This is a genomic window from Rhodococcus sp. P1Y (assembly GCF_003641205.1).
Lineage (GTDB): Bacteria > Actinomycetota > Actinomycetes > Mycobacteriales > Mycobacteriaceae > Rhodococcoides.
Window position 1 is genome coordinate 633,432 of sequence record NZ_CP032762.1, and the last position, 22,686, is coordinate 656,117.

The following is a 22,686-nucleotide window of genomic DNA, read 5'->3' on the forward strand; positions in this document are numbered from 1 at the left end:
CAGGGAGGAAAGTGAGGGTCTTTTCCTCGTCCAGGGCTCGATGCACCGTGATCGGCGTCACCACACACTGTGTGCACATCGAACGAAACAAGGGGTATGAAGTGCGCGCAGTGCTCAAGACCGAACCCGCACCCGGCTTCGACATCGCGACCGACCACCGCGAACAGGTCCTCGGGCCCGGACAGATCCGCATGGAGGTCGGCGCGGTGTCGGTGTGCGGCACCGATCGTGAGACCTACGAGTACGGCCCCGCCGTTCGAGCTCTCGGCCTGCGTCTACCGGTGGTTACCGGACATGAGTGCGCCGGAGTAGTCATCGAGGTTGCACCCGATGTCACACGCCTGCGCGTCGGCGATCGCATTGCCGTGGAGACCCACATCGCGTGCCTTGAATGCTTCCAATGCCGGTTGGGTAACGCCCACAACTGCATGTCGATGGATCTACTCGGGCTCACGATCGACGGCGCCTTCGCCGAGCGCGTCGTCGTGCCCGAGTCGACCTGTTTCCCGTTGCCCGACGAATTGAGCATCGAGGCCGCGGCTCTGCTCGAACCCGCGGGAAGCGCGATGCACGCCGTCCAACGCAGCGGGATCGACCTCGCCGGTGCCACGGTGTTGATCAGCGGGGCCGGACCCATCGGACTCGCCGCGCTTCAGATTGCCCGCGCAAAGGGAGCGCAGGTTCTCGTGGCCGAGCCGAATGCACACCGCAGGTCGATGGCGGCCACATTGGGCGCCACGCTCGTGCCTGTGGGCGAACACCTCGTCGAACGGATCCACGAGCTGACCGGACCTGCGGAAGGTGTGGACCTGGTGCTCGAGTGTTCCGGAGCGCTTCCTGCTCTCGAATCCGGGCTGGACGTGGTGCGCCGAGAGGGCACCGTCGTCAGCGTCGGCCTGACCGGTCGCCCCCTCGAACTCAGCACGACCCGCCACCTGATCAGCCGGGGCCTGACTCTCAAGGGAAGTTTCGGCCGGCGAATCTGGGACTCGTGGACCGAGCTGTCCGCACTGGTGGCGTCGGGCAGCGTCGATCTGTCCTCCCTCGTCTCACACCGTATGGAACTCGAGGACGTCGAGACGGCGATCGAGCTTCTGACAGGCGACGCGTGCAAGGTCGTTCTGTACCCGCAGGGAGTTCCAACACACTTCCAGACGCCCGAGGACGCTCTCAGCGCGCGTTGAGTGTCGGGAACGGGTCGAGGCCCTCTGCCTGCATCAGATCCGCCACTTTGAGGCCTAGGTGCAGGTGCAGCCGTACCTCACCGTCGTCGAGGTCGATGCCGACGGCGTCGCGAATCCGGTCCAGTCGGTAGTACAACGTGGTCCGGTGGATGAACAGAGCATCGGCCGCGCCAGGACCCGAACCGGCGTGGTCCAAGAACGCACGCAGCGTATCGAGCAGCCGCCCCGATCGGTCCACCTCGGCGAGGCGACGCAACTCGTGCGGAACCGCGGTGATGTCGAGATCCGCAGTGTGGACGCGGGCGAGGACACCGAACACCCCGGCGCGCTCGAAGGCGACGACGGTGTCTCCGCCGAGCCGACGGGCGACGATCGCCGACAGCGAAGCCTGACGCGCCGAGATCCAGGCGTCGTTCAGACCGTCTGCAGGCGCCCCGACTCCTGCAGTGACCGCTGCGCCTTTTCCAGCGACGTCCCCCGCGTCGCGAGCCATCACCTCGGCCTCGGCCACGACGGTGTCGAGATCACGGGCCGACGTCGACAGGTACACCAGGTGGCCGACGTCGCCCACCACCGTGTGCAATGCGTCGCCGCGGCTGCGTGAGCGCGCAGCCACCAGGGCATGCCGAAGCGCTATCGCCGTCAGCTCGGCGTCCTTGTTGTGCCGCAGCGACACCGTTACGACCCGAACAGCTCCAGGCGCAGCTTTCAGTTCGACGAGAGAAGCCTCTCGCTCCGCCTCGTCTGTGCCGAGCATGCCTGCGACGAGTGCCTCCGAACGCGCCGAGTCCTGCGGCGTCCGGTCACCGACCATCAGTGGGGCGATCTCGTCTGCCACTTCCGCGATCCGCGCGAAGTCGGCCTGGGTGAGGGTTCCTACCGCGTCCATCACCAGAACCATCCCGAGCATTTCTCCGCGCCAGCGAATGGGAACCCCTGCACGCGCGTGCAGGCCCAGGGCCTCCGAACCCGGAACTCGACCAGGACGAGTCCACTGCGCGATTCCGCTCGACAGCAAGAATCCGATGGCTTCGCTTCCCGCGTCGCGGTTGAGCATTGCTCGGATCCGCACCGGGTCCTCGTCGCCGAAATGCCGACTGGCGAACAACATCCGCACCTCGGGGTCGTTGACCACGACCGACCTACCGAGTTCGTCGGCGAAGCGGTCGACGACGGCTTGTACGGCGTCTCGCGACATGAACGAAGCGTACCCAGGTGCTACCCAAGGGTCTGCCGGGCGCTGTCGCCGGAGTTCGACAAATAGAGGAAACTGATTCGTCAAGCTTCGTCAGCCAACAGTCGTGACTCACATCACTATGGGAGCAAGGTGTGTGAGCCCGCCACTTCACGACGGGCTTTTCGCAGAAAGAGACTGGAGCGACGAATGGTGTCACGCACCCCACTACCGCACACTGCGGTACCGGAAAATGAGATGGCCAACCGCGTGATGCGCAAGGTCGCGATGCGGCTGATCCCGTTCCTCGGGCTGGCGTACTTCCTCAACTACATCGACCGAACCAACATCTCTTTCGCGAAATTGACGATGAGCGAGGATCTCGGGCTTACCGAGACCATGTACGGACTCGCCAGCGGACTGTTCTTCGTCGGATACATCCTTCTCGAAGTACCGAGCAACCTAGCCCTCCACAAGTTCGGTGCACGCCGCTGGATCGCACGCATCCTCGTCTCGTGGGGCTTGATCGCAGCGCTGATGGCATTCGTCCCCAATGCCACCTGGTTGAACATCGCCCGCGTCGCGCTCGGTATCGCCGAAGCGGGATTCTTCCCCGGCATCATGCTGTACCTGACGTTCTGGTTCCCGCGAGCAGTCCGCGTCAGGCTCGTCGGCGTCTTCATGGTGGCCTTGCCCCTGTCGAGCGCGCTAGGCGCACCGATCTCCGGGGCCATCATCCAGTACTGGCACGGACTCTTCGGCCTCGAGGGCTGGCGCGTGATGTTCCTCGTAGAAGGTGTACCAACGGTCTTGCTCGGCATCGCCGCTTGGTTCTACCTCACCGATCGTCCCCGCGACGCCAAGTGGTTGAGCAGCGAAGAACGCACCTGGCTGGACCGCAGCATCGAGGCAGAACAGTCGAAAACCGAGAAGACCGGTCACGTCTCGGTACGCGAGTCGTTGCGGAACTCGACGGTGTGGCTGCTCGGGCTCACGTACTTCGGAATCGGCTACGGCCTTTTCGCCATCAGCTTCTTTCTTCCGACGATCGTTGCCGGCTTCGCCCAACAGTTCGACACCACGTTCTCCATCGCCGAGAACGGATTCATCGTCGCTGTCCCATTCCTTATCGCCTCGATCTCGATGATTCTGTGGACCAGACGGTCGGACCGACTCGAAGAGCGCATGTGGCATCTCATCGCCCCTGTAGCGCTTGCCACAGTCAGTGTTCCGATCGCGATGTACATGAATTCGCCGTTCCTCACGATGGCGGTCATCACCGTCACCGCGGTCGGCATCTTTTCCGCTCTTCCCATCTTCTGGTACCTGCCGACGACCTTCCTGACCGGCGCAGGAGCGGCTGCGGGCATCGCGCTGGTCAACACGATCGGCGCATCCGCGGGTCTCGCTGCGCCGTACCTGACGGGATGGCTTCTCGACACGACCGGCAGTTCGAAAGCCGGACTCTGGGTTGTCGGCGGGTTCATGGCCATGGCCGTCGCCCTGCTGTTCGTCGTCCGGCGGCGCCTCGCCGCGACGACAGGGGACAAAGCCGTCGTCTGACTCACCGCTGTCCGAAACCTGGCCATCGTTCGTCGCAGTGGCCAGGTTTCTGTCGCCCCATCGAAGGTGTCGGCTTCCGAGGCGGTTTCGATCGGCACGCGCGGGGAAGTCCGTGACGATGCCTCGCCTTCCGACTCCCCCACCCGAGAATGCAGTGAACTGGGTAGCCGAACATCTCGGTGACCTGACACGCGAGGGCGCGTCCGGTGTGAAGGCGGGCGGCATCCGCGGCGGCCAATCAGCGGCCGACGCCGCGCTCGCCGGGCTCGACGTGACGGGGTACGCGCGGTCCCGCAGCACCGTCCTTCCCGTCTCGCGCCGAGGTGCCAGCCGGATGTCGCCGTACATCCGTCACGGACTCCTGTCGTTGCGGCAAGTCTGGGACGCCGTCGACGACGCCCCTGCCCGCGACAGGTCGCGCTACCGCGACGAACTCATGTGGCAGGAATACGCGCGGCACCTCTATGCACGCGTCGGGAAGTATCTCGGCCGGTCTCTGCGACGCGAGCAACCGCGGCCGGAGAATTGGACGCGGGGCGAGTGGCCGGGCGAGATGAACTGCATGGACACCGTCGTCGGAGAACTGCACGACGACGGCTGGCTCGTGAATCAGACTCGAATGTGGCTGTCGTCCCAGTGGGCTGTGCGGGCCGGCGCGACGTGGCGTGACGGTGAGGACGAGATGTTCGCCCACCTTCTCGACGGATCAAGGGCGGCCAATCGCTTGGGATGGCAGTGGACCGTCGGGACCGGCAGTGGAAAGGCCTACGGCTTCAGCCGATGGCAGGTTCAGAAACGCGCCCCCGCGCTGTGCCGGGCCTGTGCACTGAAGGATGCGTGTCCCATCGAGGACTGGCCCGACGCCGATCTCGGTCCGTCGGTCGATGGCCCCGATTTGAACAAGGCACCGATTCCGGCTGGCCCTGCGCACGTCGACGGCGGTGGCGGCGAGCAGGTCTGGCTCACCGCTGAGTCCCTCGGCGCTTCGGAGCCAGCGCTGGACGCCGATCCGTCGAGGCCTGCGGTGTTCGTATTCGACGAGCCGCTGCTCGCGCGGCTGCGACTGTCCGGCAAACGGTTGGTCTTCCTCGCCGAGACACTGGGAGAGATCGCGTCAACGCGTGAGCTGGAGGTGCGCCGGGGCCGAGTGGTCGACGAGTTGGCCGGGCGTGTTCTGGCGACGACGTGGGCCCCTGTCCCCGGCTTTGCTCGCATTGCCGACGCCCTCGCTCCCGTCGAGGTTCACCCGTGGCCGTGGCTGGTGCGACCGGTCGCGTCGTCTGTTCGCTCGTTCAGTGCGTGGCGTAGGGCGGCGTCGCCGCCCGTGCGCGGGTAATGACATTGGGGCGTAATTACTCACTCACGATCTCCGACCTGCTCGTGAGTGGGTAGTTACCTTGGGCGGTAATTACCCACGCACGGGCGGCGGAGCCGCCTCACAGGTCAGGCGTGCTCGGAGATCAGCACTGCCGAGGTGTCGGGCACGAGCGCCTCGAATGTGTGCGGCAGATCGGCTGGGTAGCTGACGTAGTCACCCGGATGCAGCTCGACGGGTTCGTCGGTCGGCCCCACCACAGCGCGGCCGGCCGAGAGAACTACGTGTTCGATGACGCCCGGAGAGTGGGGATCCGAGTTGCGGGGCGTACCGATCTGGGCGTTGATGACGAAGATGTCCCGCCGCGCGTTCGGCGGGCACGACGCCAGAAGCGTGGCGACGTAGTCAGCCGTGTCCGACGGAATCCCCGGCCCCTGACCTGCGCGGATCAGCTGCACCCTCGGCTTCACCGGCTCGACCAACTGAGCGAATGGGACATCCAACGTGACGCTCAGTGCCCACAGCGTCTCCACGCTTGGGTTCCCGGTGCCGGACTCGAGCTGCGACAGCGTCGACTTCGCGATGCCGGCCCGGCGAGCAACTTCGGCCAGCGATAGACCTACACGCTTTCGCTCACGTTGTAGTGACGCGGCGATGGCTGCGATGGGAGCACTGGGGTGCGACATGTCGTTCACTCTATCGGTCTATCGTTCACCTTGACGAACACCTGCGGATCGTTCAGTATTGTGACTATGCGTTCGATATGGCGAACAGTACGTGCCTCCGTCACCCGTGCGCGGACACTCGTCACGGGCCACGACTTTCCACTGACAGGAACGACGCGCGACATCGCCCTCGTCTGTCTCGCCGACGGACTGGTGGGTGCATCGTTCGGTGCGATCGCCGTCGGCACCGGCCTGCCCATCTGGGTACCGGTCGCAATGTCGGTGTTGGTCTTTGCGGGCGCAGCTCAGTTCATCTTGGTGGGAGTGCTTGCAGCAGGGGGTAATCCGCTCGCTGCGGTCGCGAGCGCCCTTCTGGTCAACGCTCGTCTGATCCCACTCGGCTTCTCGGTCAGCGACACGTTCGACGGTTCATCCCGAGCCCGGCGGCTGCTCGGTTCCCACCTCATCACCGACGAGGTCGTCGCCTTCACCGTGACCGAGAAGGACCCGGTACGACGCAGGTCTTCGTTCTGGGTCTGCGGAATCGGATTGTTCGTCGCTTGGAACATCGGCGTGCTCGGCGGAACGCTCGCCGGAGGACTGATCACCGACACCGCGGCGCTGGGATTGGACGCAGCTTTTCCGGCCGTGCTCATCGCTCTCGTCATGCCGGCGCTGCGCGATGCCGTCACCAGGAAGGCTGCGGTGCTCGGTGCAACGATTGCCGTCGCGGCGTCGCTCGTCCTCCCACCGGGCCTGCCCGTTCTCCTCGCACTCCTCGGGGTGGCTCCAGTGTGGCTGGCTACGAAGGTGAACGCATGAATCTGATGCTGCCGCTGGCGGGGTTGGCCGCGGGGACTTTCGCGTTTCGACTGGCCGGGCCACTGTTGCGAAGCCGGACATCGATCTCGCCCCGAATCGAGCGACTCGCATCCATCGCCGTTGCCGTCGTGTTCGTCGCACTGATCGCCACGGCACTGGTGGTCGACAACGGCTTCGCCGGGTTCGCCTGCCTGACAGGGATCCTCGTCGCCGCGGTGTTGGCATGGAAGAACGCCCCATTCGTCGTGATCGTCGTTGCAGCGGCCGCGACCACGGCAGGGCTGCGATTCTTCGGGGTTGCGTAACCTCCCCGGCGGGAGCCGAATTCGCTGCATAATGTCGCTATGAGCCCAACTCCGAACGGCATACTTCGGCGCACCGAGACCGGCGTCGATCTGGAGATCACCCGCGCGATCGACGCACCACGCGAGGACGTGTGGGCTTCTCTCACCGAATCCGACCGCACCGCTCTGTGGTTCGGACCGTGGGAACGCATCTCCGACGCAGAGATCCGGGTTCAGATGGCGTTCGAGGAAGGTTCGCCGTGGATGGATATGCGCGTCGACGCGTGTGAATCACCTGGGCGGCTCGCGGTGTCCGCGGATGGCTGGGATCTCGAGACAGTGCTCACTTCGGACGGCAGTTCCACTCTGGTGACTCTGATCCAGCACCGCCCGGATACCGACGGTATCGGAGAGATCGGGCCCGGGTGGGAGTACTACCTGGACATGCTCATTGCGTCGCGCGACGGGCAACCGTTGCCGAACTTCGACGACTACTACCCGGCTCAACAGGAGTACTACTCCTCGCTCGAACCGCGGTAGCGCCTCGATGCAGCGATGATCTTCGCGATACCTTCCCGAACTCGTTCGATCTCCTCCTCGCCGACGTCCTGCCCGACCGCGTCGGCCCAGGCGTGCTGATCCTTACGCAGACCTCGCAGCGTATCTCGGCCCTTTGCCGTCGGCTGCAGTAGCTTGGCGCGAGCATGTTTCGGGTTCGAAAGGTACTCGGCCCACTCCTTGTCCACGAGTATGTCCGCCGTGCGCTGCACGCTCTGGCGGGCAAGACCGAGGCCGACACGACGCGCGATGTCGGCGACCGTGAGCGGCTCGTCGAGCGTCGCACCCAACACCTGCCACCAGGCCGGCGTCAGACCTGCGGGTGTGGTGATGTCCTCGGCGGCGGCGAGGAACTCACCGTTCAGTTCGAACGCCGGAAGAACCAGCGACGTCAACGCATCACCGGCCGCAGACCTCACTGCGCTCCCTGCAGCTGATCGAAGTACTTCTTCTCACCGGTGCTGTACAGCCCGTACCAGGCGTCGATGATGGGCTTCGGAAACAGCTCGAGCACCTCGAACACTGCTTTGGCGAATTCGAGTGGCGCAGTCCCGGGCGCGGTCACCAAGTTTCCGTCGACGACGGCCCGGTCATCCCGGTAATGCTCCGAACCCGCGTATTCGGTTGCAGTGGTCAGGAATTCGAGCGCGTTGGACGTGTGCGCCCGATCGTTCAATGCACCGGCTCGCGCCAAGCCGAGCGTCGCACCGCAGATCGCGCCGACGGGAACCCCCGTGGCAAGTACGTCGACCGCCACGTCGAGAATCTTCGCATGGCCCTGCCCCCAGGTGCCGCCACCGGGAAGGATCAACGCCGCGAGATCCCCGACGACGAGGTCCGCCACATCGCCGTCGACCAGGATCCGTAGCCCTCCGGCAGTGGTGACCACGTCTGCGCCGTCGGACACCACTTTCAGTTCGTATCGGTCGTCCCCCTGCTCACGGGCCATCGCGATTCCCGTTGTGATGTAGGCGTATTCCCAGTCCGCCATGGTGTCGGTTGCGTAGAGAGCGATAGTCGTCATGTGCATCCTCCGAGCGTGATTTGACAGTGTGCTGTCAATGTACGGTTTTGACAGCACCCTGTCAATGCCACACCCGTGCGCGCGTAGTTACGTCCGGCGGGAACTACGCACGCACGACCAGGTCGGGGATCGTGAGTGCGTAATGACACCCGGCCGTAATTCCTCACTCACGGGCGGCGGAGCCGCGCGTTCCGCATACTGGAGTCATGGTCGCTTTCGACGCACTGCGCAGCCGCTGGCCCAAGACGCTCCCCCTCCAGCCACTCCCGTCGGAGTCGTGGGCGAAGCAGGAGCCCACCTGGAAGGGTGCCAACCCCCAAGTCATCGAATCCGCGCTCAAACGCGCCAAGACCCGCCCGTCGGGAAACTGGTTCGTCTTCGCAGCCAGCCGCGACATCGGCACCAAGGAACCGTTCGGACGGACCGTCGGGACCACCGAGCTGGTGGCCTGGCGCGACGAGACGGGTGGTATCCACATAGCCCCTGGAGCATGCCCGCACCTGGGTGCGCCGCTGGACAAGGCGAAGATCGAATGCGACACCCTCATCTGCCTGTGGCACGGCATGCCGCTCGGCCCGAGAGGTCGTCCTGGCTGGCGGCCGTATCCGGCGTTCGACGACGGCATCCTCGTGTGGGTTCGGTTGGACGAACTCGGCGGTGAGGAGCCGACGCCCGTGCCGGTGGTCCCCATCCGGCCGCCGTCGTCGACGAGCGTCGAAGCTGTGGTGACGTTGACGGGAATCTGCGAGCCCGACGACGTCGTCGCCAACCGTCTCGATCCGTGGCACGGCGCCTGGTTCCATCCGTACTCGTTCGCTCGGTTGAAGGTCATCGACGCACCGACCGACATCGATGTGCCCGACGAGGACGACCGCTTCCTCGTCGACGTCACCTTCCGCGTCAGCCGCGGCATCGGCGTGCCGGTCCGCGCGGAGTTCGTGTGCCCAGGACCCCGAACCATCGTGATGCGCATACTCGAGGGCGAGGGTGCGGGAAGCGTCGTAGAAACACATGCGACGCCGATGGCCCCCGGTCCCGACGGTAAGCCCCGCACGGCAGTCATCGAAGCAACGGTCGCTAGCTCCGACCGGCCGGGCTTCCGTTTCGCCCGCAAGGTAGCGCCCGTTATCCGGCCCGCGATGGGGTGGACGGCTGCCCGGTTGTGGAAAGACGACCTCGACTACGCCGAGCGTCGGTACGAGCTGCGGTCGAGGGGTCTCTAGGCAGAAGGCGCCTTCTGCAACCCCGCGGTCCACTGGTCGATCTTGTCGAACATCTTGAACCGCCCACGCACCGGCACGGTGACGATGTCGTGCCCCTCGACGCCCCAGCCCTCCAACAACATGTTCGCCGCTGCGAGGCCCGTCGTCGCGGCGCGCTCCATCAACGCGACCGGCAGGTCGATACGGATGCAGTCTCCCGCCAGAACCAGGCCTGGCTCGGGCGTGCGGACGGTGGGCCGGTGCGCGAACTGGCCCAGACCGAACATCGGGCAATCGTTTCGCCACTCGGACCGCTCGTACAGCACGGTGGCCGACGCGGTTTCGGGGTAGATCTCGTGCATTCGAGCCATCAGCTGCGCTCGGGTCTCCTCCTCGGAGTCGGTTGCGGCGTAGGCGTGCAGCTCGACCACCGACCCGCCGGTCCTCGATGCCCATTCGGCGGCTTCGTCCTCGAACAGCTCGAGCACGCTGATGTTGTCGATGGGCGGCATGTCGCCGGTGCCGATGAACGGCGGGCGATCCGCGTTCACCGGCTTGTCCAGCCATACGCGATGCACGAGAAAGTGCGGAGTGTTCTCCAACGCGTTGACGCGGGAGCGCCATTCGACGGTGCCGAGATCGGGCGATGCGTCGACTATCGACCGGAGCCCGCCCACATCGGTTGCCATGACGACGGAGTCGAACTGTTCACCGTCGACGCGAAAGCCCGGCTCGACGGTACCGACCGTGACGCCGGTACGAATGTCGACACCCAATCCGGTCAGGTACTCCCCCAGCGGGTCCCACAGCGTCTGCGGGTACGGGCCGGTGGGTACGTCGAACACCAGTCCCTCGGACGAACCGAGGAAGTAGATGTGGAACATCATCGCGAGTTCGGCCGCCGACATCTTCTCCGGATCGGCGAAGAAGCTCCGCGAGAACACTCCGAACGCGAGATGTCGTGCTGCCTCGGGAAAATTGATCTGCCGCAAAAACTCCGCCGCCGAGACATCGTCGAGCTTGTCGAACGTTTCGGGCACGCTGACGGTCATCAGCGGCAGCGCCGCCAGTCCGCTCAGGTTGCCGAGATCCCGCCACTTGAACGTCGGACTTCGCTTGACGAACGCGAATGCATTGAGCGGCGGCGTTTCCGGCAGACCTTTGAATCCGTCGATCCGGCCACTGCCGTCGATCAGCGGGTAGTCCTCCACCGGATGCAACCGGTGCAGACCAGGATCACTGCGCTCCAACAGGTTTCGCAGGTTGTAGTACTGGCGGAAGAACGCATGGAAGCCGCGGCTCATGGTGGCCGCACTACCGTCTTCCAACTCCGTCGACCATCCGCCGACGCGTCCGCCGAGATACTCTTCGCGCTCGAGCACCACTACCGACACGCCGCGCTCGGCCAACGCCGTCGCCGCGCTGAGCCCTGCGATCCCGCCGCCGATCACGGCAACGCGCGGAACCCGCGCCAGCGAACCGACGTTCGCATACCCGGGTTGCGCCGGTGAACTACCCGCCGACGATCAGACATCGGCGTCCGCCCCGTCGTTCTCCAGGACAGGCCTGGCGCCGAGGAACGTATGCACGATTCCGTTCTGCCAGCCCGTCATCGTCTCGTTCGTGAGGCTGGTGAAGCCGGCACGCTGCATGCGCCGGGAATATTCGTTGACCCCGTCGAAGCTGGTGACGCTTCGCCACAGGTGCTTGTACAGCGTGAAGTCGCGGGTGGCGGCGTAACCCAGTGGGATGATGATGGCCCAGCACACCAACGTCCAGACGAGCTTGGCACGCAGCGATTCCTTGACCGAGTACTCGTGAAATGCGATGGATGATCCAGGCTTCAGCAAGGACAGGAGCGACCCGATCTCCTTGTCCGGATCACCGACGTTGCGAATCAGGTACGCCGCGAGAATGCCGTCGAACGGGCCGTCGACGCCGTTGTCGGCAAGGTCTTCCACGCGGGAATGAACGAAGGTCACATTCGACGGCCACTGCTTGCTACGCGCGACCTCGAGCATTTCTGCCGACGCGTCCGCGGCGATGATCTCGGCGTGCGGCGCTGCCTTCAACAGCGCTGCCGTCGAAGCACCTGTGCCGCAGCCGATGTCGAGTAGTCGCAGCCCTGCACCGAGACCGGGGAGCCTCAGCCGCTCGGCCGATTTGGCGAGGTGATCGTGATAGCCGGGGTTCGCGCCGACGAGACGGTCGTAGGACTTCGCGTCCTGGTCGAACGCACTGGGAACCTGCGCCCGATCCAACCCGGACTTGCCCACCGCGCTGCCACTCTTTCTGGCTGTAGTCACAGTGCTGCCTCGCGAACGACGCGAGCCGACGGTCCGCCGTCGATCGAGACCACGTCGCCTTCGCGCAGTTGCCGACCGCGCCTCACGTCGACTTCACCGTTGACGCTGACCGCCCCGTCGGCGATGAAGCTCTTCGCCTCCGCACCGGACTCGATCAGGTTTGCGAGCTTCAGGAATTGCCCGAGTCGGATGGACTCGTCACGGATCGGTACGTCGTCAGCGTCAGCCATGCCTCCATCTTGACCTATGCCGGCGACAAGTTCACGGACGCGAGGTCACGCCGCGCGAAACCGCCGCAATCGCAGACTGTTGGTCACCACGAACACCGACGAGAACGCCATGGCTGCGCCGGCGAGCATCGGGTTGAGCAGGCCTGCAGCAGCCAGTGGGATGGCTGCGACGTTGTACGCGAATGCCCAGAACAGATTGCCCTTGATGGTGCTCAGTGTCTTACGTGACAACCTGATCGCGTCGCCAACGGCTCGGAGATCCCCGCGCACCAGCGTCAGGTCGCTCGCTTCGATGGCCACGTCGGTGCCGGTCCCCATCGCCAGACCGAGGTCGGCGGTAGCGAGCGCTGCCGCGTCGTTGACGCCGTCGCCGACCATCGCGACGACCTTGCCCTCGGCTTGGAGCCGCTCGATGGCCTCGACCTTGCCCTGCGGCAACACACCGGCCACGACGTCGTCGATCCCGACCTCCGCAGCGATCTTCTTCGCGGCGGCCTCGTTGTCACCGGTCAGCATTACCGGCGTCAGGCCGAGCGCGCGCAACTCTGCGACGGCCTGTTTCGACGTGGGTTTGATCGAATCGGCTACGACGAGCACACCCCTGGCTCGGCCGTCCCACCCGACGGCGACGGCGGTGCGGCCGGCCAGTTCGGCGTCGGACATGGCCTGCTGCAGGTCGGCGGGAAGCTTCTGAGACCAATCGGCGAGCAGCGACGCCCGCCCGAGAACAACGGCACGACCCTCGACGACTCCGGTGACGCCGAGACCCGCCTGGTTGGCGAATTCCGTCACCGCAGGCAACGGGCCTTTTTCCCGCGCCGCGTCTGTGATCGCCTTGGCGATGGGGTGTTCGGAGCCCGCCTCCAGCGCCCCCGCAATGCGAAGAACATCCTCGCCATCCGCCGAATGGACTGCTAGAACGGCCATTTCACCGGTGGTCACGGTGCCGGTCTTGTCGAGAACCACTGTGTCGATCTGCCGCGTCGACTCCAGAACTTCTGGCCCCTTGATCAGGATTCCGAGCTGCGCGGCACGTCCGGTGCCGACCATCAATGCGGTCGGGGTGGCGAGACCCAGTGCGCACGGGCACGCGATGATGAGGACTGCGACTGCAGCAGTGAACGCCGCGGCGACGGATCCGCCTGTGCCGAGCCAGAATCCGAGAGTCGCCACCGCGATCGCCATGACGATCGGGACGAAGATGCCCGAGATACGGTCGGCGAGTTTCTGCGCCTGCGCTTTGCCGGTTTGCGCATCCTCGACCATCTTGGCCATCTGTGCGAGCTGAGTGTCGGATCCGATTCGCGTCGCCTTCACAACCAACCGGCCCCCGACGTCGACCGTCGCGCCGACGACGGCATCGCCCTCCGCGACTTCGACCGGAATGGACTCACCCGTCAACATCGAGGCGTCCACCGCCGACGCGCCCGATTCGACGACACCATCGGTTGCGATCTTCTCGCCCGGTCGAACCACGAACAGGTCACCGACGGCAAGCTCCGCGACGGGAACCTGCTGCTCGACGCCGCCGCGCAGGACCGTCACGTCCTTGGCTCCCATATCGAGAAGGGCGCGCAGCGCAGCTCCCGCCCGACGCTTCGACCGTGACTCGAAGTAGCGCCCGGCCAGGATGAAGGTGGTGACCCCCGCTGCGGCTTCCAGGTAGATGTTGGACGAGCCGTCCATGCGCGCGATGGTCAGTTCGAACGGGTGCTTCATCCCAGGGGTGCCCGCCGTCCCGAAGAACAGTGCGTACAGCGACCAGCCGAGAGCCGCGAGCGTGCCCATCGACACGAGTGTGTCCATCGTCGACGTGCCGTGCCTGAGGTTGGTCCATGCCGCCTTGTGGAACGGATACGCGCCCCACACGACGACCGGCGCAGCGAGCGTCAGCGACAGCCATTGCCAGTTGGTGAACTGCAAGGTCGGGATCATTGCCATCGCGACGACCGGAATCGTCAGGGCCGCCGAGATCAGCAGACGTTGTTTCATCGGGTCTGTCGCGGATTCCGGTTCTGCTTCGTCGGCGGGGATGGTGGCCGAGTATCCCGCTGCCTCCACCGCCTTGATCAAATCCTCGGTGGCCACGCCGTCGGACTGCACGCGTGCTTTCTCGGTGGCGTAGTTGACCGTCGCGGTGACGCCGTCGAGTTTGTTGAGCTTGCGTTCGATCCTGTTGGCGCACGACGCACACGTCATGCCGCCCAGGATCAGCTCGGTCTCGGTCATTCGTGCACCACCTGAGCATGCTCGTGGCTCGCAGGCGCATCTTGGCCGACAGGGCCGACCGCAGTTCCGATCAGGAAAGCGGCGAAGAACACCAATGTAATTCCGAGTACGAATCCCGCGAGCTTGACCGTCGTATTCACTTGGAGCACCTCTTCCTTTCGCTCCTGTCTACCATACCCCCCTAGGGTATCGCGACGTTTCTTTTCGATCACCCTGTAACGCCGGAGACCCCCGCGGCGACTTCCGTGTAGTCGGCTGCGAAGTGCAGGCCGTGTAATCGGTTCGGGGACAACTGATTGGGAATCTTCATGGCTTCACGTTTCACAACTCGCACACCTGCGAACCGGCGACGCCTCGTCACGAGTGCTGTCGCGTTCGTTTCGTTGGGTGCCATGGCTGTCGGCGCAGCCGTGTTGACGACCGACAAGCTGTCGACGTCCGACGCCCAGGTCGAGCTCGCATCCACCGCGACCTGCTACGACATGGTCACCATCTCGATGGGTGGCCGCGGTGACACGCCCCGCGAACACACCAAGATGCTCACCGACGCTCAAGGCAACCGGTTGCCCGCAGCACTCGCAGGCGACTTCGAGAGCGACTGGATCGACCAGATGGTCGGCGTCCCCAACGGTCAGGTCGCGGAGGACTCCTACGCCGCCGTCTACATCGAGTACCCCGCGAACATGGCCTCGTACGAGAACGCCGTGACGACGGGCGTCACCAACACGCACACGGTCATGAACGCGATCGCCACCTCGTGCCCCAACACCCGCTTCGCCATCGTCGGCTACAGCGAAGGCGCTGACGTCACCCGTCGCGCCGCAATGGAGATCGGCAACGGCATCGCAGGCGTAGACCCGAACAGCGTGGTCGGCGTCGTCATCATGGCCGACGCAGGTCGCGGCGCCGGCGACAACCCGTTCCCCGGCGCTGATTCCGCCACGAACCCGGACGGTTTCGGAACCAAGTACCAGAACGGCACCACCGGGCCCGCAGGCGCAGGCGCTCTTCCCGGAACGTCGGGCGGGTTCGGCGCACTCGACGGCCGGATCGCGTCGTTCTGCGCCGAAGGTGACCTCACCTGCGATATGCCGGAAAACACCTCCTTGCTCCACCTCGCAGCGAACGTCGGTCGCCAGCTCAACGTCGACGCTCTCGAACGCGACCATCTCACACCGGCGACCGGAGCCGACATGGCATTGGTACTCGGCCGTATCGGTTTCGCAGCCTGGAACCACATCGCGAGCCAGGACAACTGGCTGGCAAGCGACGAAACCCTCCTCGAAGTTCTGATCAAGGTGTCCGAGCCGGACTACAAGCCGACGGCCCCGACCACCAAGGCCTCGGCCGACGCGAAGACCGGCACCGAGACGGAGACCGGTACCGAAGCGCCCATGCCAGCAGACAAGGCCATCAACCTGGCCTACCTGCCGTCCAAGATCGCCAAGGAAATCATCGGCTTCATCGGCTCCAACACCAACACCGTCCCTGTTCTCATGGACGATCCGTACGGTAAGACCCTCGGACCCGGATCCGGACACCACTTCGACTACTGGCGTGATGCCGACGTGAACAAGGGCCGGCCGCTGACGTCAGCTCAGTACGCAGCCGCATGGCTGACACAGCTCGCCAAGGACGCCGAGGCCGGAAAGCCGATCGAAACGAAGAAGGTCCAGGACGACGCCCGCATGGCTGTTCTGGCAACGACGGCCACCTCGGCTCCGACCACCACATCGGCGGCTCCGACGACGACGACAGGACTTGCGGCACCGTACGTCGCAGTTCAGCCCGGCATCGTCGCTCCGGTCGACCCGGCTCTGCCAGTCGTCCCTGTCGATCCGGCACTGCCGGTCGATCCCGCGCTACCCGTCGATCCCGCACTGCCCGTCGATCCAGCACTGCAGGCAGAGGGTCAGCTTCCGGCTCAGGATGCGGCTGCTGCGTCGGTCGTCGTCACCCCGGCCTCCCCCGCTGCCGCAGCCACGACGACGGCTGCGGTCCCGACAACGACGGTCACCCCGGCTCGATAGCTCGCGATCCGTTCTCACTAGGCGCCTGTTCCCTCATCGGGAGCGGGCGCCTAGTCCGTGTGCGCCCGGGATCAGTTCAGGCGCGGGTTGAGTCAGGGCCGGCTGCGTCAGGGCCGGCTGCGTCAGGGCCGGCTGCGTCAGGGCCGGCTGCGTCAGGGCCGGCTGCGTCAGGGCCGGCCGGCTCGGGGCGGATGCGACGGCCGATCACCGCGATGCCCGCTGCACAGGCGAGCAAGGCGCCGGCCCCACACAGCGCGAGCGCACTACGAGGGGGATTGGACGCGCCCGTGAACGACTCGATCGCTATCAAGCCCGCCGACCCGGCGGAGGCGAACGCGACCGTCACCGAGACCGTCAACGTGAAGGGAACGAACACCGACACCGCCAGCGCGCCCGACGCCACCGGCAGAACCGCAACCGCGGTGTACGCGACGGCGAAAGGGAACACGAAGGTTGACGCCACGCCTGCGGTCACTCCGCCCACCAACGCGGACAACGCCGTCGCCGCGAGCAACCCCAACCCGACGTACACATGCGGCCACCTTGCCGCGACGATGCCTCCCACCACGAAGAACGCCACCACGATCGCGAAGTCGGCTGCACTCGTCACCGTCGAGTACCCGATCGCTATCGACGCGCCCGCGGCAGCGAACAACGCAAGAATCACAGCTCCGTCGCGACCTCTCAGCACGAAAGATGCGATGACGGCAGCCGCAACCAGCGCAGCGAACGCCACGTACCACAGGGCCACCTCGCTTCTGTTCGCCGAAGACAACCACGACAGAGCAGACCCGATGATCGGTAGGGCAACACCCACGGCGACCGTCCGTGCGTCGACGCGTTGTGCCGCAGCGACAGTCGCGCTCCTGGACACGACGAGCAGAATCGCCGACGCAGCTGCCAGAACCAGGAACACGATCTCTCGCGTGGACGACGCTTGCTCGAAGTAGTCGTACCCGGAAGTTGCGTAGTCGGTCCTGGCCATGTTGTCGAGCGTCAGCACGTCGTCGAGCCGCGTGCCGAAGATCCCTGCACCGAACACCGCAAGCAGGAGCCCCGTTTGTGCACGCATATCCGTGCCCGCCCGCACCGCAAGTACACCTATCAGGACGCCCGACGCCACCGGCCGCGTCCAGGCCGGTAGACCGTCGAGAACGGTATCGGCGGCAAGGACCGCCAGGGCGACGACGGCAACCGGCGCGAGGGCAACATCCGGAGCGCGGCTCGACAACGCAGCCGCCAGCACGCCGACGACCGCTAGCAACAGCACACCGCTACCGATGCTCTCCGCCGACGTGAACGACGCAGACGGATCGATCAGCGAGTCGGTGATGCCGCGGGAACCGATCACCAGCCCCACCACCAGACCACCGAACAGGATGGACAGGTACTGCGAGATCCGTATCGCACGTGACATTCGATTGATCATGCCGTGCAGTCTGTACTTGGGCTCGATCAGGCTTGTGTTCGATCAGGCTTGCATTCGATCAGGCTTGCATTCGATCAGGAATCGAGAAGCGGGGATCTCGGGGCGCCACTAGCGTTCTCATCCATGGACATAACAATTCACTCCTCGTTCCTCCCGCACGACGACGCCGACGCCGCACTCGCGTTCTATCGCGACCTCCTCGGCTTCGAGGTACGCCTCGACGTCGGTTACGAAGGTCTCCGCTGGATTACCGTCGGACCACCGGGGCAGCCGGATACATCCATCGTCCTGACGCCGCCCGCAGTCGACCCGGGCATCACCGACGACGAACGACGGCTCATCCTCGAGATGATGGCCAAGGGCACGTACGCCGGCCTGCAACTCGCGACCCGCGACCTCGACGGCACGTTCGAGAAGCTTCAGGCCGCCGACGCCGACGTGGTCCAGGAACCTACCGAGCAGCCGTACGGGCTCCGAGACTTCGCCGTGCGCGACCCGGCTGGGAATCTCCTTCGTATCCAGCAGGTTCGCTGAGCTCGTTCTGGTTAGATTTACACCGCTCCCGCGTACGAGGAAAGAGACTGTGATGGCGAGAAGACCGAGCACGACGCCCGAACTGCATGTGGCGGACAGTCACGAGAAGATCCGGGTCCAGGGTGCGCGGGTGAACAATCTTGCCGACATCAGCGTCGAAATCCCGAAGCGCAGGCTGACGGTGTTCACCGGGGTATCCGGTTCGGGTAAGAGCTCGCTCGTGTTCTCGACCATCGCCGCCGAGTCGCAGCGCATGATCAACGAAACGTACAGTGCGTTCGTCCAGGGGTTCATGCCCACGCTGGCACGTCCCGACGTGGATCGGCTCGACGGGTTGACCACGGCAATCATCGTCGATCAGCAGCGCATGGGTGCCAATCCCCACTCGACCGTCGGGACGGCGACGGACGTCAACGCAATGTTGCGAATTCTGTTCAGTCGGCTCGGCAAGCCGTATATCGGTTCGGCGCAGGCATTTTCGTTCAATGTTGCGTCGGTGTCCGGTGCAGGTGCCGTAACCTTCGACAAGGGCGGACGGCAGACCAAGGAGGTACGGAAGTTCTCGGTCACCGGCGGCATGTGTTCGCGATGCGAAGGCAGAGGCTCGGTCAGCGACATCGACCTCACCGCGTTGTACGACGACACAAAGTCGCTCAACGAGAACGCACTCACCATCCCCGGTTACAGCATGGAGGGATGGTACGGCCGTATCTTCCGCGGCTGTGGGTACTTCGATCCGGACAAGCCGATCGCGAAGTTCACCAAGCGTGAATTGAACGACCTGCTGTACCGCGAAGCGACGAAGATCAAGGTCGACGGCATCAACTTGACCTACCTGGGCTTGATCCCTCAGATCCAGAAGTCGTTCCTGTCCAAGGACGTCGACGCTATGCAGCCCCACATCAGGGCCTTCGTCGAACGGGCGGTGGCCTTCGCGGTGTGCCCCGACTGCGACGGAACTCGCCTCAACGAGGGGGCCAGGTCTTCGAAGATCAAGGGCATCAGCATCGCCGACGCCTGCGCCATGCAAATCAGTGATCTCGCCACCTGGATCGCGGGCGTGAAGGAACCGTCGGTGGCGCCGCTGCTGCAATCGCTGAGCGAGACGTTGGATTCTTTCGTGCAAATCGGACTCGGGTACCTGTCACTCGAACGTCCTGCGGGCACACTGTCCGGCGGTGAAGCACAGCGCACCAAAATGATTCGACATCTCGGAAGTTCGCTCACCGACGTCACCTACGTGTTCGACGAGCCCACGACCGGCCTCCACCCGCACGACATCGAGAACATGAACGACCTGTTGCTTCAACTGCGCGACAAGGGCAATACGGTGTTGGTGGTCGAACACAAGCCGGAAACGATCGTGATCGCCGACCACATCGTCGACCTCGGGCCAGGGGCCGGCACCAACGGCGGAAATGTCTGCTTCGAAGGTACGGTCGACGGCCTGCGCGAGAGCGATACCATCACCGGTCGACATTTCGACGATCGTGCAGCAGTGAAAGATTCGGTCCGGGAGTACACCGAGGTCATCGAGATTCGCGGCGCGGACTCGCACAATCTGAAGAACGTGGACGTCGACGTCCCGCTAGGTGTACTCGTCGTCGTGACGGGAGTCGCAGGCTCGGGTAAGAGTTCGCTCATCCATGGATCCCTGGCCGGGCTGGACGACGTAGTGGCCATCGACCAGGGCGCCATTCGCGGATCTCGCCGCAGTAATCCGGCGACCTACACCGGCTTGCTCGAGCCCATCCGCAAAGCATTCGCCAAGGAAAACGGCGTCAAACCTGCACTCTTCAGCGCGAATTCGGAGGGCGCATGCCCGACGTGCAACGGAAACGGCGTCATCTACAGCGACCTCGCGATGATGGCAGGGGTCGCCATCCCGTGCGAGGAATGCGAAGGCAAGCGTTTCCAGGCGTCGGTGTTGGACTACCACCTCGGCGGCAAGGACATCAGCGAAGTGCTGGCGATGTCGGCTGCGCAGGCGGAGGAATTCTTTTCCAGCGACGCGCCGCTGCCAGCTGCACACAAGATTCTGACCCGCCTCGTCGACGTCGGGCTCGGGTACATCAAGATCGGACAACCTCTCACGACGCTGTCCGGCGGCGAGCGTCAGCGCCTCAAGCTCGCGACCCACATGGGCGACAAGGGCGGCATCTACATCCTGGACGAGCCGACCACCGGCCTGCATCTCGCCGACGTCGAGCAACTGCTCGGGCTCCTCGATCGTCTCGTCGAATCCGGTAAGTCCGTCATCGTGATCGAACACCATCAGGCGGTGATGGCCCACGCCGACTGGATCATCGACATCGGACCGGGTGCAGGCCACGACGGAGGACAGATCGTATTCGAGGGCACCCCTGCCGACCTGATCGCCGACGGGTCCACGCTCACCGGGCAGCATCTCGGAGCGTACGTGGGCTGATCTCCACCTTCAGGCCAGTGCGGTCACGCACGCCTGCAAAGCTTGCCTGAGGGATTCGCGCTGCTGGGGTGTGAGCCCGGTCAGCATGGTCTCTTCGACATTGGCGACGGCGTTCGACGCGACTGCCAGCTTCTTCGCACCCGTCGGTGTCAGTCGGAGGCGCTGGTCTCGTCCTGTGCCGTCCGTCTCGACGAGTTCGAGACGCTTCAGGCCCGCCAGAAGTTGGTGCGTCGCTTGTCGACTGACGAAAACTCCACGCGCCAGGTCCGCGTTGGATATCCCGGGGTAGCGGGCGAGTAGTTCGAGGCTCGAGTACTGCGAGACGGTCAGGTCGAGGATCCGCAATTGCTCATCCATGGCCGCGCGCAATGCGGCGGTCGTGCGTTTGAGCGCGTATCCGATCGACGTCTCGACATCCACTTGACTCATGTCAACATCTTGACATACCGTGGATCACGTCAAGACCTTGACGAACGACTTGAAAGGGAACACATGACCACCGCAACCGTCTCCGGTCCAAGCTTTCTAGCCCTCCAGGTCAGCGATGTCGCCCGCGCTGCGGCGTTCTACGAGGACAAGGTCGGGCTGGTCCGTGCGCCCGCATCGCCTCCAGGCGCGGTCGTGTTCGCTACGTCGCCGATCGCCTTCGCAGTACGCGAACCGTTGCCAGGTGTGGACCTGACATCCGGCCAGCCCGGACTGGGCGTCGCGCTGTGGTTCGCATCGAATGATGCTCAGGGACTACACGATCACCTCGCCGAAGAGGGCGTCTCGATACTGACACCGCCTTTCGACGGCCCCTTCGGACTCACCTTCGTCTTCCGCGATCCGGAGGGTTACGCCGTCACGATCCACAACAGCTGATGTCCTCGTTCACGCTCGAGGTCGACGCGCAGTTCAGTCTCCACGCAGCTCGGTCGTTCGCACTCGGCTTCCCCGGGACCGACGTGGACCAGGTAGAGGACGCCTTTGTGTTCGCGTGGCCGCTGGACGGTGAGTGGACCACTGCACGGGTCCACCTCCGCCAGGACGGGCGCACGCTCCGCGGCGAGATCACCGGAGGCGCCGCGCCCGAACTCGTCCGGCGCGACGTTCAACGGATACTGTGCACCAACGACGACGGGGCCGGGTTCTCTGCTCTTGCGTCAAAAGATCCTGTAGTAGCAGCACTTCAGGAGCAGTTTCCGGGCCTGCGACCGGTGTTGTTCTACACCCCGTACGAAGCAGCGGCATGGTGCATCATCGGTCACCGGATACGAATGACTCAGACCGCGGCGATCAAGAAGCGTCTCGCCGACCAGTATGGATCTGACGGTGCCTTCCCCGCCCCTGATCTTCTTCAGCACCTCACCCCCGTCAAGGGCCTCACCGATCGCAAGGTGGAGCAATTGCGTCACCTCGGGGCAGCGGCACTGAACGGCGATCTCGATCGCGACCGGTTGCGGGCACTCCCCTACGACGACGCTCTGGTCGAACTTCAGCATTTAGCGGGTATCGGACCCTATTCGGCAGAGCTGATCATGATTCGCGGCGTCGGCATTCCCGATGCCTTGCCCGTGCACGAACAACGCTTCTCCGACGCAGTACGCAATTACTACGGCGTCGACGAGATCTCAGTGGTGGCCGAGAACTGGCGACCGTATCGGAGCTGGGTTGGGCTCTTGCTGCGCGCGTCTGCAGCGGAGCCGGAGAAGGTGCGACACTGAGGT

Annotated in this window: 23 protein-coding genes; 12 read left to right on the forward strand and 11 right to left on the reverse strand. The window is 64.7% G+C overall.

Annotation, left to right across the window (positions count from 1 at the left end; translation table 11 throughout):
* Window positions 1-101: 101 nt before the first annotated feature.
* Window positions 102-1,184 carry a zinc-dependent alcohol dehydrogenase gene (locus D8W71_RS03015; protein ID WP_121118467.1) on the forward strand — a complete coding sequence of 361 codons (1,083 nt, stop codon included), beginning with the start codon at window positions 102-104 and terminating at the stop codon, window positions 1,182-1,184.
* Here the strand turns inward: D8W71_RS03015 and D8W71_RS03020 are convergent.
* Window positions 1,171-2,382 carry a PucR family transcriptional regulator gene (locus tag D8W71_RS03020; RefSeq protein WP_121110884.1) on the reverse strand — a complete coding sequence of 404 codons (1,212 nt, stop codon included), beginning with the start codon at window positions 2,380-2,382 and terminating at the stop codon, window positions 1,171-1,173. The two genes, D8W71_RS03015 and D8W71_RS03020, sit on opposite strands and share 14 nt — an antisense overlap.
* Window positions 2,383-2,568: 186 nt before the next feature.
* Between D8W71_RS03020 and D8W71_RS03025 the strand changes: the two genes are divergently transcribed.
* Both D8W71_RS03025 and D8W71_RS03030 read left to right on the forward strand, forming a co-directional pair.
* A complete protein-coding gene (locus D8W71_RS03025) occupies window positions 2,569-3,921 on the forward strand; it encodes an MFS transporter (RefSeq protein ID WP_121110886.1) in 1,353 nt (450 codons plus the stop codon).
* 118 nt (window positions 3,922-4,039) lie between these two features.
* Complete coding sequence (locus D8W71_RS03030; protein WP_121110888.1) at window positions 4,040-5,257, forward strand: FAD-binding domain-containing protein; 1,218 nt, start codon at window positions 4,040-4,042, stop codon at window positions 5,255-5,257.
* 107 nt (window positions 5,258-5,364) lie between these two features.
* On the opposite strand, the gene D8W71_RS03035 is transcribed toward D8W71_RS03030, so the two are convergent.
* A complete protein-coding gene (locus tag D8W71_RS03035; RefSeq protein ID WP_121118469.1) occupies window positions 5,365-5,922 on the reverse strand; it encodes a helix-turn-helix domain-containing protein in 558 nt (185 codons plus the stop codon).
* A 66-nt stretch (window positions 5,923-5,988) separates the two neighbouring features.
* Here D8W71_RS03035 and D8W71_RS03040 point away from each other — a divergent pair, with 66 nt between their 5' ends.
* From D8W71_RS03040 to D8W71_RS03050, 3 genes are read left to right on the forward strand one after another with little or no spacing between them, the layout of a single operon-like run.
* On the forward strand, window positions 5,989-6,723 hold the full coding sequence (locus D8W71_RS03040) for an AzlC family ABC transporter permease (protein WP_121110890.1): 735 nt from the start codon (window positions 5,989-5,991) through the stop codon (window positions 6,721-6,723).
* Complete coding sequence (locus D8W71_RS03045; protein ID WP_121110892.1) at window positions 6,720-7,028, forward strand: AzlD domain-containing protein; 309 nt, start codon at window positions 6,720-6,722, stop codon at window positions 7,026-7,028. The genes D8W71_RS03040 and D8W71_RS03045 overlap by 4 nt, the downstream gene beginning before the upstream one ends.
* A 39-nt stretch (window positions 7,029-7,067) precedes the next feature.
* A complete protein-coding gene (locus D8W71_RS03050) occupies window positions 7,068-7,547 on the forward strand; it encodes an SRPBCC domain-containing protein (protein WP_121110894.1) in 480 nt (159 codons plus the stop codon).
* Here D8W71_RS03050 and D8W71_RS03055 read toward each other — a convergent pair.
* Window positions 7,523-7,984: a MarR family winged helix-turn-helix transcriptional regulator gene (locus D8W71_RS03055; RefSeq protein ID WP_121110896.1), complete on the reverse strand. Its 462-nt coding sequence runs from the start codon at window positions 7,982-7,984 to the stop codon at window positions 7,523-7,525. The two genes, D8W71_RS03050 and D8W71_RS03055, sit on opposite strands and share 25 nt — an antisense overlap.
* Window positions 7,981-8,589: a DJ-1/PfpI family protein gene (locus D8W71_RS03060; protein ID WP_121118471.1), complete on the reverse strand. Its 609-nt coding sequence runs from the start codon at window positions 8,587-8,589 to the stop codon at window positions 7,981-7,983. Before D8W71_RS03060 ends, D8W71_RS03055 begins: the two co-directional genes overlap by 4 nt.
* A 206-nt stretch (window positions 8,590-8,795) precedes the next feature.
* Between D8W71_RS03060 and D8W71_RS03065 the strand changes: the two genes are divergently transcribed.
* Window positions 8,796-9,812, forward strand: coding sequence for a DUF5914 domain-containing protein (locus tag D8W71_RS03065; RefSeq protein ID WP_121110898.1), 1,017 nt, complete (start codon window positions 8,796-8,798; stop codon window positions 9,810-9,812).
* On the opposite strand, the gene D8W71_RS03070 is transcribed toward D8W71_RS03065, so the two are convergent.
* The 5 genes from D8W71_RS03070 to D8W71_RS27515 all read right to left on the reverse strand — a co-directional run bounded on the left by D8W71_RS03070 (window position 9,809) and on the right by D8W71_RS27515 (window position 14,696).
* Window positions 9,809-11,242: a hydroxysqualene dehydroxylase gene (locus D8W71_RS03070; RefSeq protein ID WP_236077682.1), complete on the reverse strand. Its 1,434-nt coding sequence runs from the start codon at window positions 11,240-11,242 to the stop codon at window positions 9,809-9,811. The two genes, D8W71_RS03065 and D8W71_RS03070, sit on opposite strands and share 4 nt — an antisense overlap.
* A gap of 75 nt (window positions 11,243-11,317) precedes the next feature.
* Entirely contained in the window at window positions 11,318-12,097 is a 780-nt protein-coding gene (locus tag D8W71_RS03075; protein WP_236077683.1) for a class I SAM-dependent methyltransferase, read from the reverse strand.
* On the reverse strand, window positions 12,094-12,327 hold the full coding sequence (locus D8W71_RS03080) for an RNA-binding S4 domain-containing protein (protein ID WP_121110902.1): 234 nt from the start codon (window positions 12,325-12,327) through the stop codon (window positions 12,094-12,096). The genes D8W71_RS03075 and D8W71_RS03080 overlap by 4 nt, the downstream gene beginning before the upstream one ends.
* A gap of 45 nt (window positions 12,328-12,372) precedes the next feature.
* On the reverse strand, window positions 12,373-14,556 hold the full coding sequence (locus tag D8W71_RS03085) for a heavy metal translocating P-type ATPase (protein WP_121110904.1): 2,184 nt from the start codon (window positions 14,554-14,556) through the stop codon (window positions 12,373-12,375).
* Window positions 14,553-14,696, reverse strand: coding sequence for a hypothetical protein (locus D8W71_RS27515; protein ID WP_201265474.1), 144 nt, complete (start codon window positions 14,694-14,696; stop codon window positions 14,553-14,555). Before D8W71_RS27515 ends, D8W71_RS03085 begins: the two co-directional genes overlap by 4 nt.
* A gap of 168 nt (window positions 14,697-14,864) precedes the next feature.
* Here D8W71_RS27515 and D8W71_RS03090 point away from each other — a divergent pair, with 168 nt between their 5' ends.
* The gene (locus tag D8W71_RS03090) at window positions 14,865-16,586 is read left to right on the forward strand and encodes a cutinase family protein (RefSeq protein ID WP_121110906.1); all 1,722 of its coding nucleotides are present in this window, start codon (window positions 14,865-14,867) and stop codon (window positions 16,584-16,586) included.
* Between the two features lie 76 nt (window positions 16,587-16,662).
* Here D8W71_RS03090 and D8W71_RS03095 read toward each other — a convergent pair whose 3' ends face one another.
* Window positions 16,663-18,015: a hypothetical protein gene (locus D8W71_RS03095; protein WP_121110908.1), complete on the reverse strand. Its 1,353-nt coding sequence runs from the start codon at window positions 18,013-18,015 to the stop codon at window positions 16,663-16,665.
* Between the two features lie 123 nt (window positions 18,016-18,138).
* On the opposite strand from D8W71_RS03095, the gene D8W71_RS03100 reads away from it, so the two are divergent.
* On the forward strand, window positions 18,139-18,549 hold the full coding sequence (locus tag D8W71_RS03100; protein WP_121118475.1) for a VOC family protein: 411 nt from the start codon (window positions 18,139-18,141) through the stop codon (window positions 18,547-18,549).
* Window positions 18,550-18,601: 52 nt separating this feature from the next.
* Complete coding sequence (locus D8W71_RS03105; RefSeq protein ID WP_121110910.1) at window positions 18,602-20,977, forward strand: ATP-binding cassette domain-containing protein; 2,376 nt, start codon at window positions 18,602-18,604, stop codon at window positions 20,975-20,977.
* A gap of 9 nt (window positions 20,978-20,986) precedes the next feature.
* Here the strand turns inward: D8W71_RS03105 and D8W71_RS03110 are convergent, their stop codons facing one another.
* Window positions 20,987-21,406, reverse strand: coding sequence for a MarR family winged helix-turn-helix transcriptional regulator (locus D8W71_RS03110; RefSeq protein ID WP_121110912.1), 420 nt, complete (start codon window positions 21,404-21,406; stop codon window positions 20,987-20,989).
* A gap of 63 nt (window positions 21,407-21,469) precedes the next feature.
* Between D8W71_RS03110 and D8W71_RS03115 the strand changes: the two genes are divergently transcribed.
* Both D8W71_RS03115 and D8W71_RS03120 read left to right on the forward strand, forming a co-directional pair.
* On the forward strand, window positions 21,470-21,841 hold the full coding sequence (locus tag D8W71_RS03115) for a VOC family protein (protein WP_121110914.1): 372 nt from the start codon (window positions 21,470-21,472) through the stop codon (window positions 21,839-21,841).
* Complete coding sequence (locus D8W71_RS03120; protein ID WP_121110916.1) at window positions 21,841-22,683, forward strand: DNA-3-methyladenine glycosylase family protein; 843 nt, start codon at window positions 21,841-21,843, stop codon at window positions 22,681-22,683. The genes D8W71_RS03115 and D8W71_RS03120 overlap by 1 nt, the downstream gene beginning before the upstream one ends.
* Window positions 22,684-22,686 lie beyond the last annotated feature (3 nt).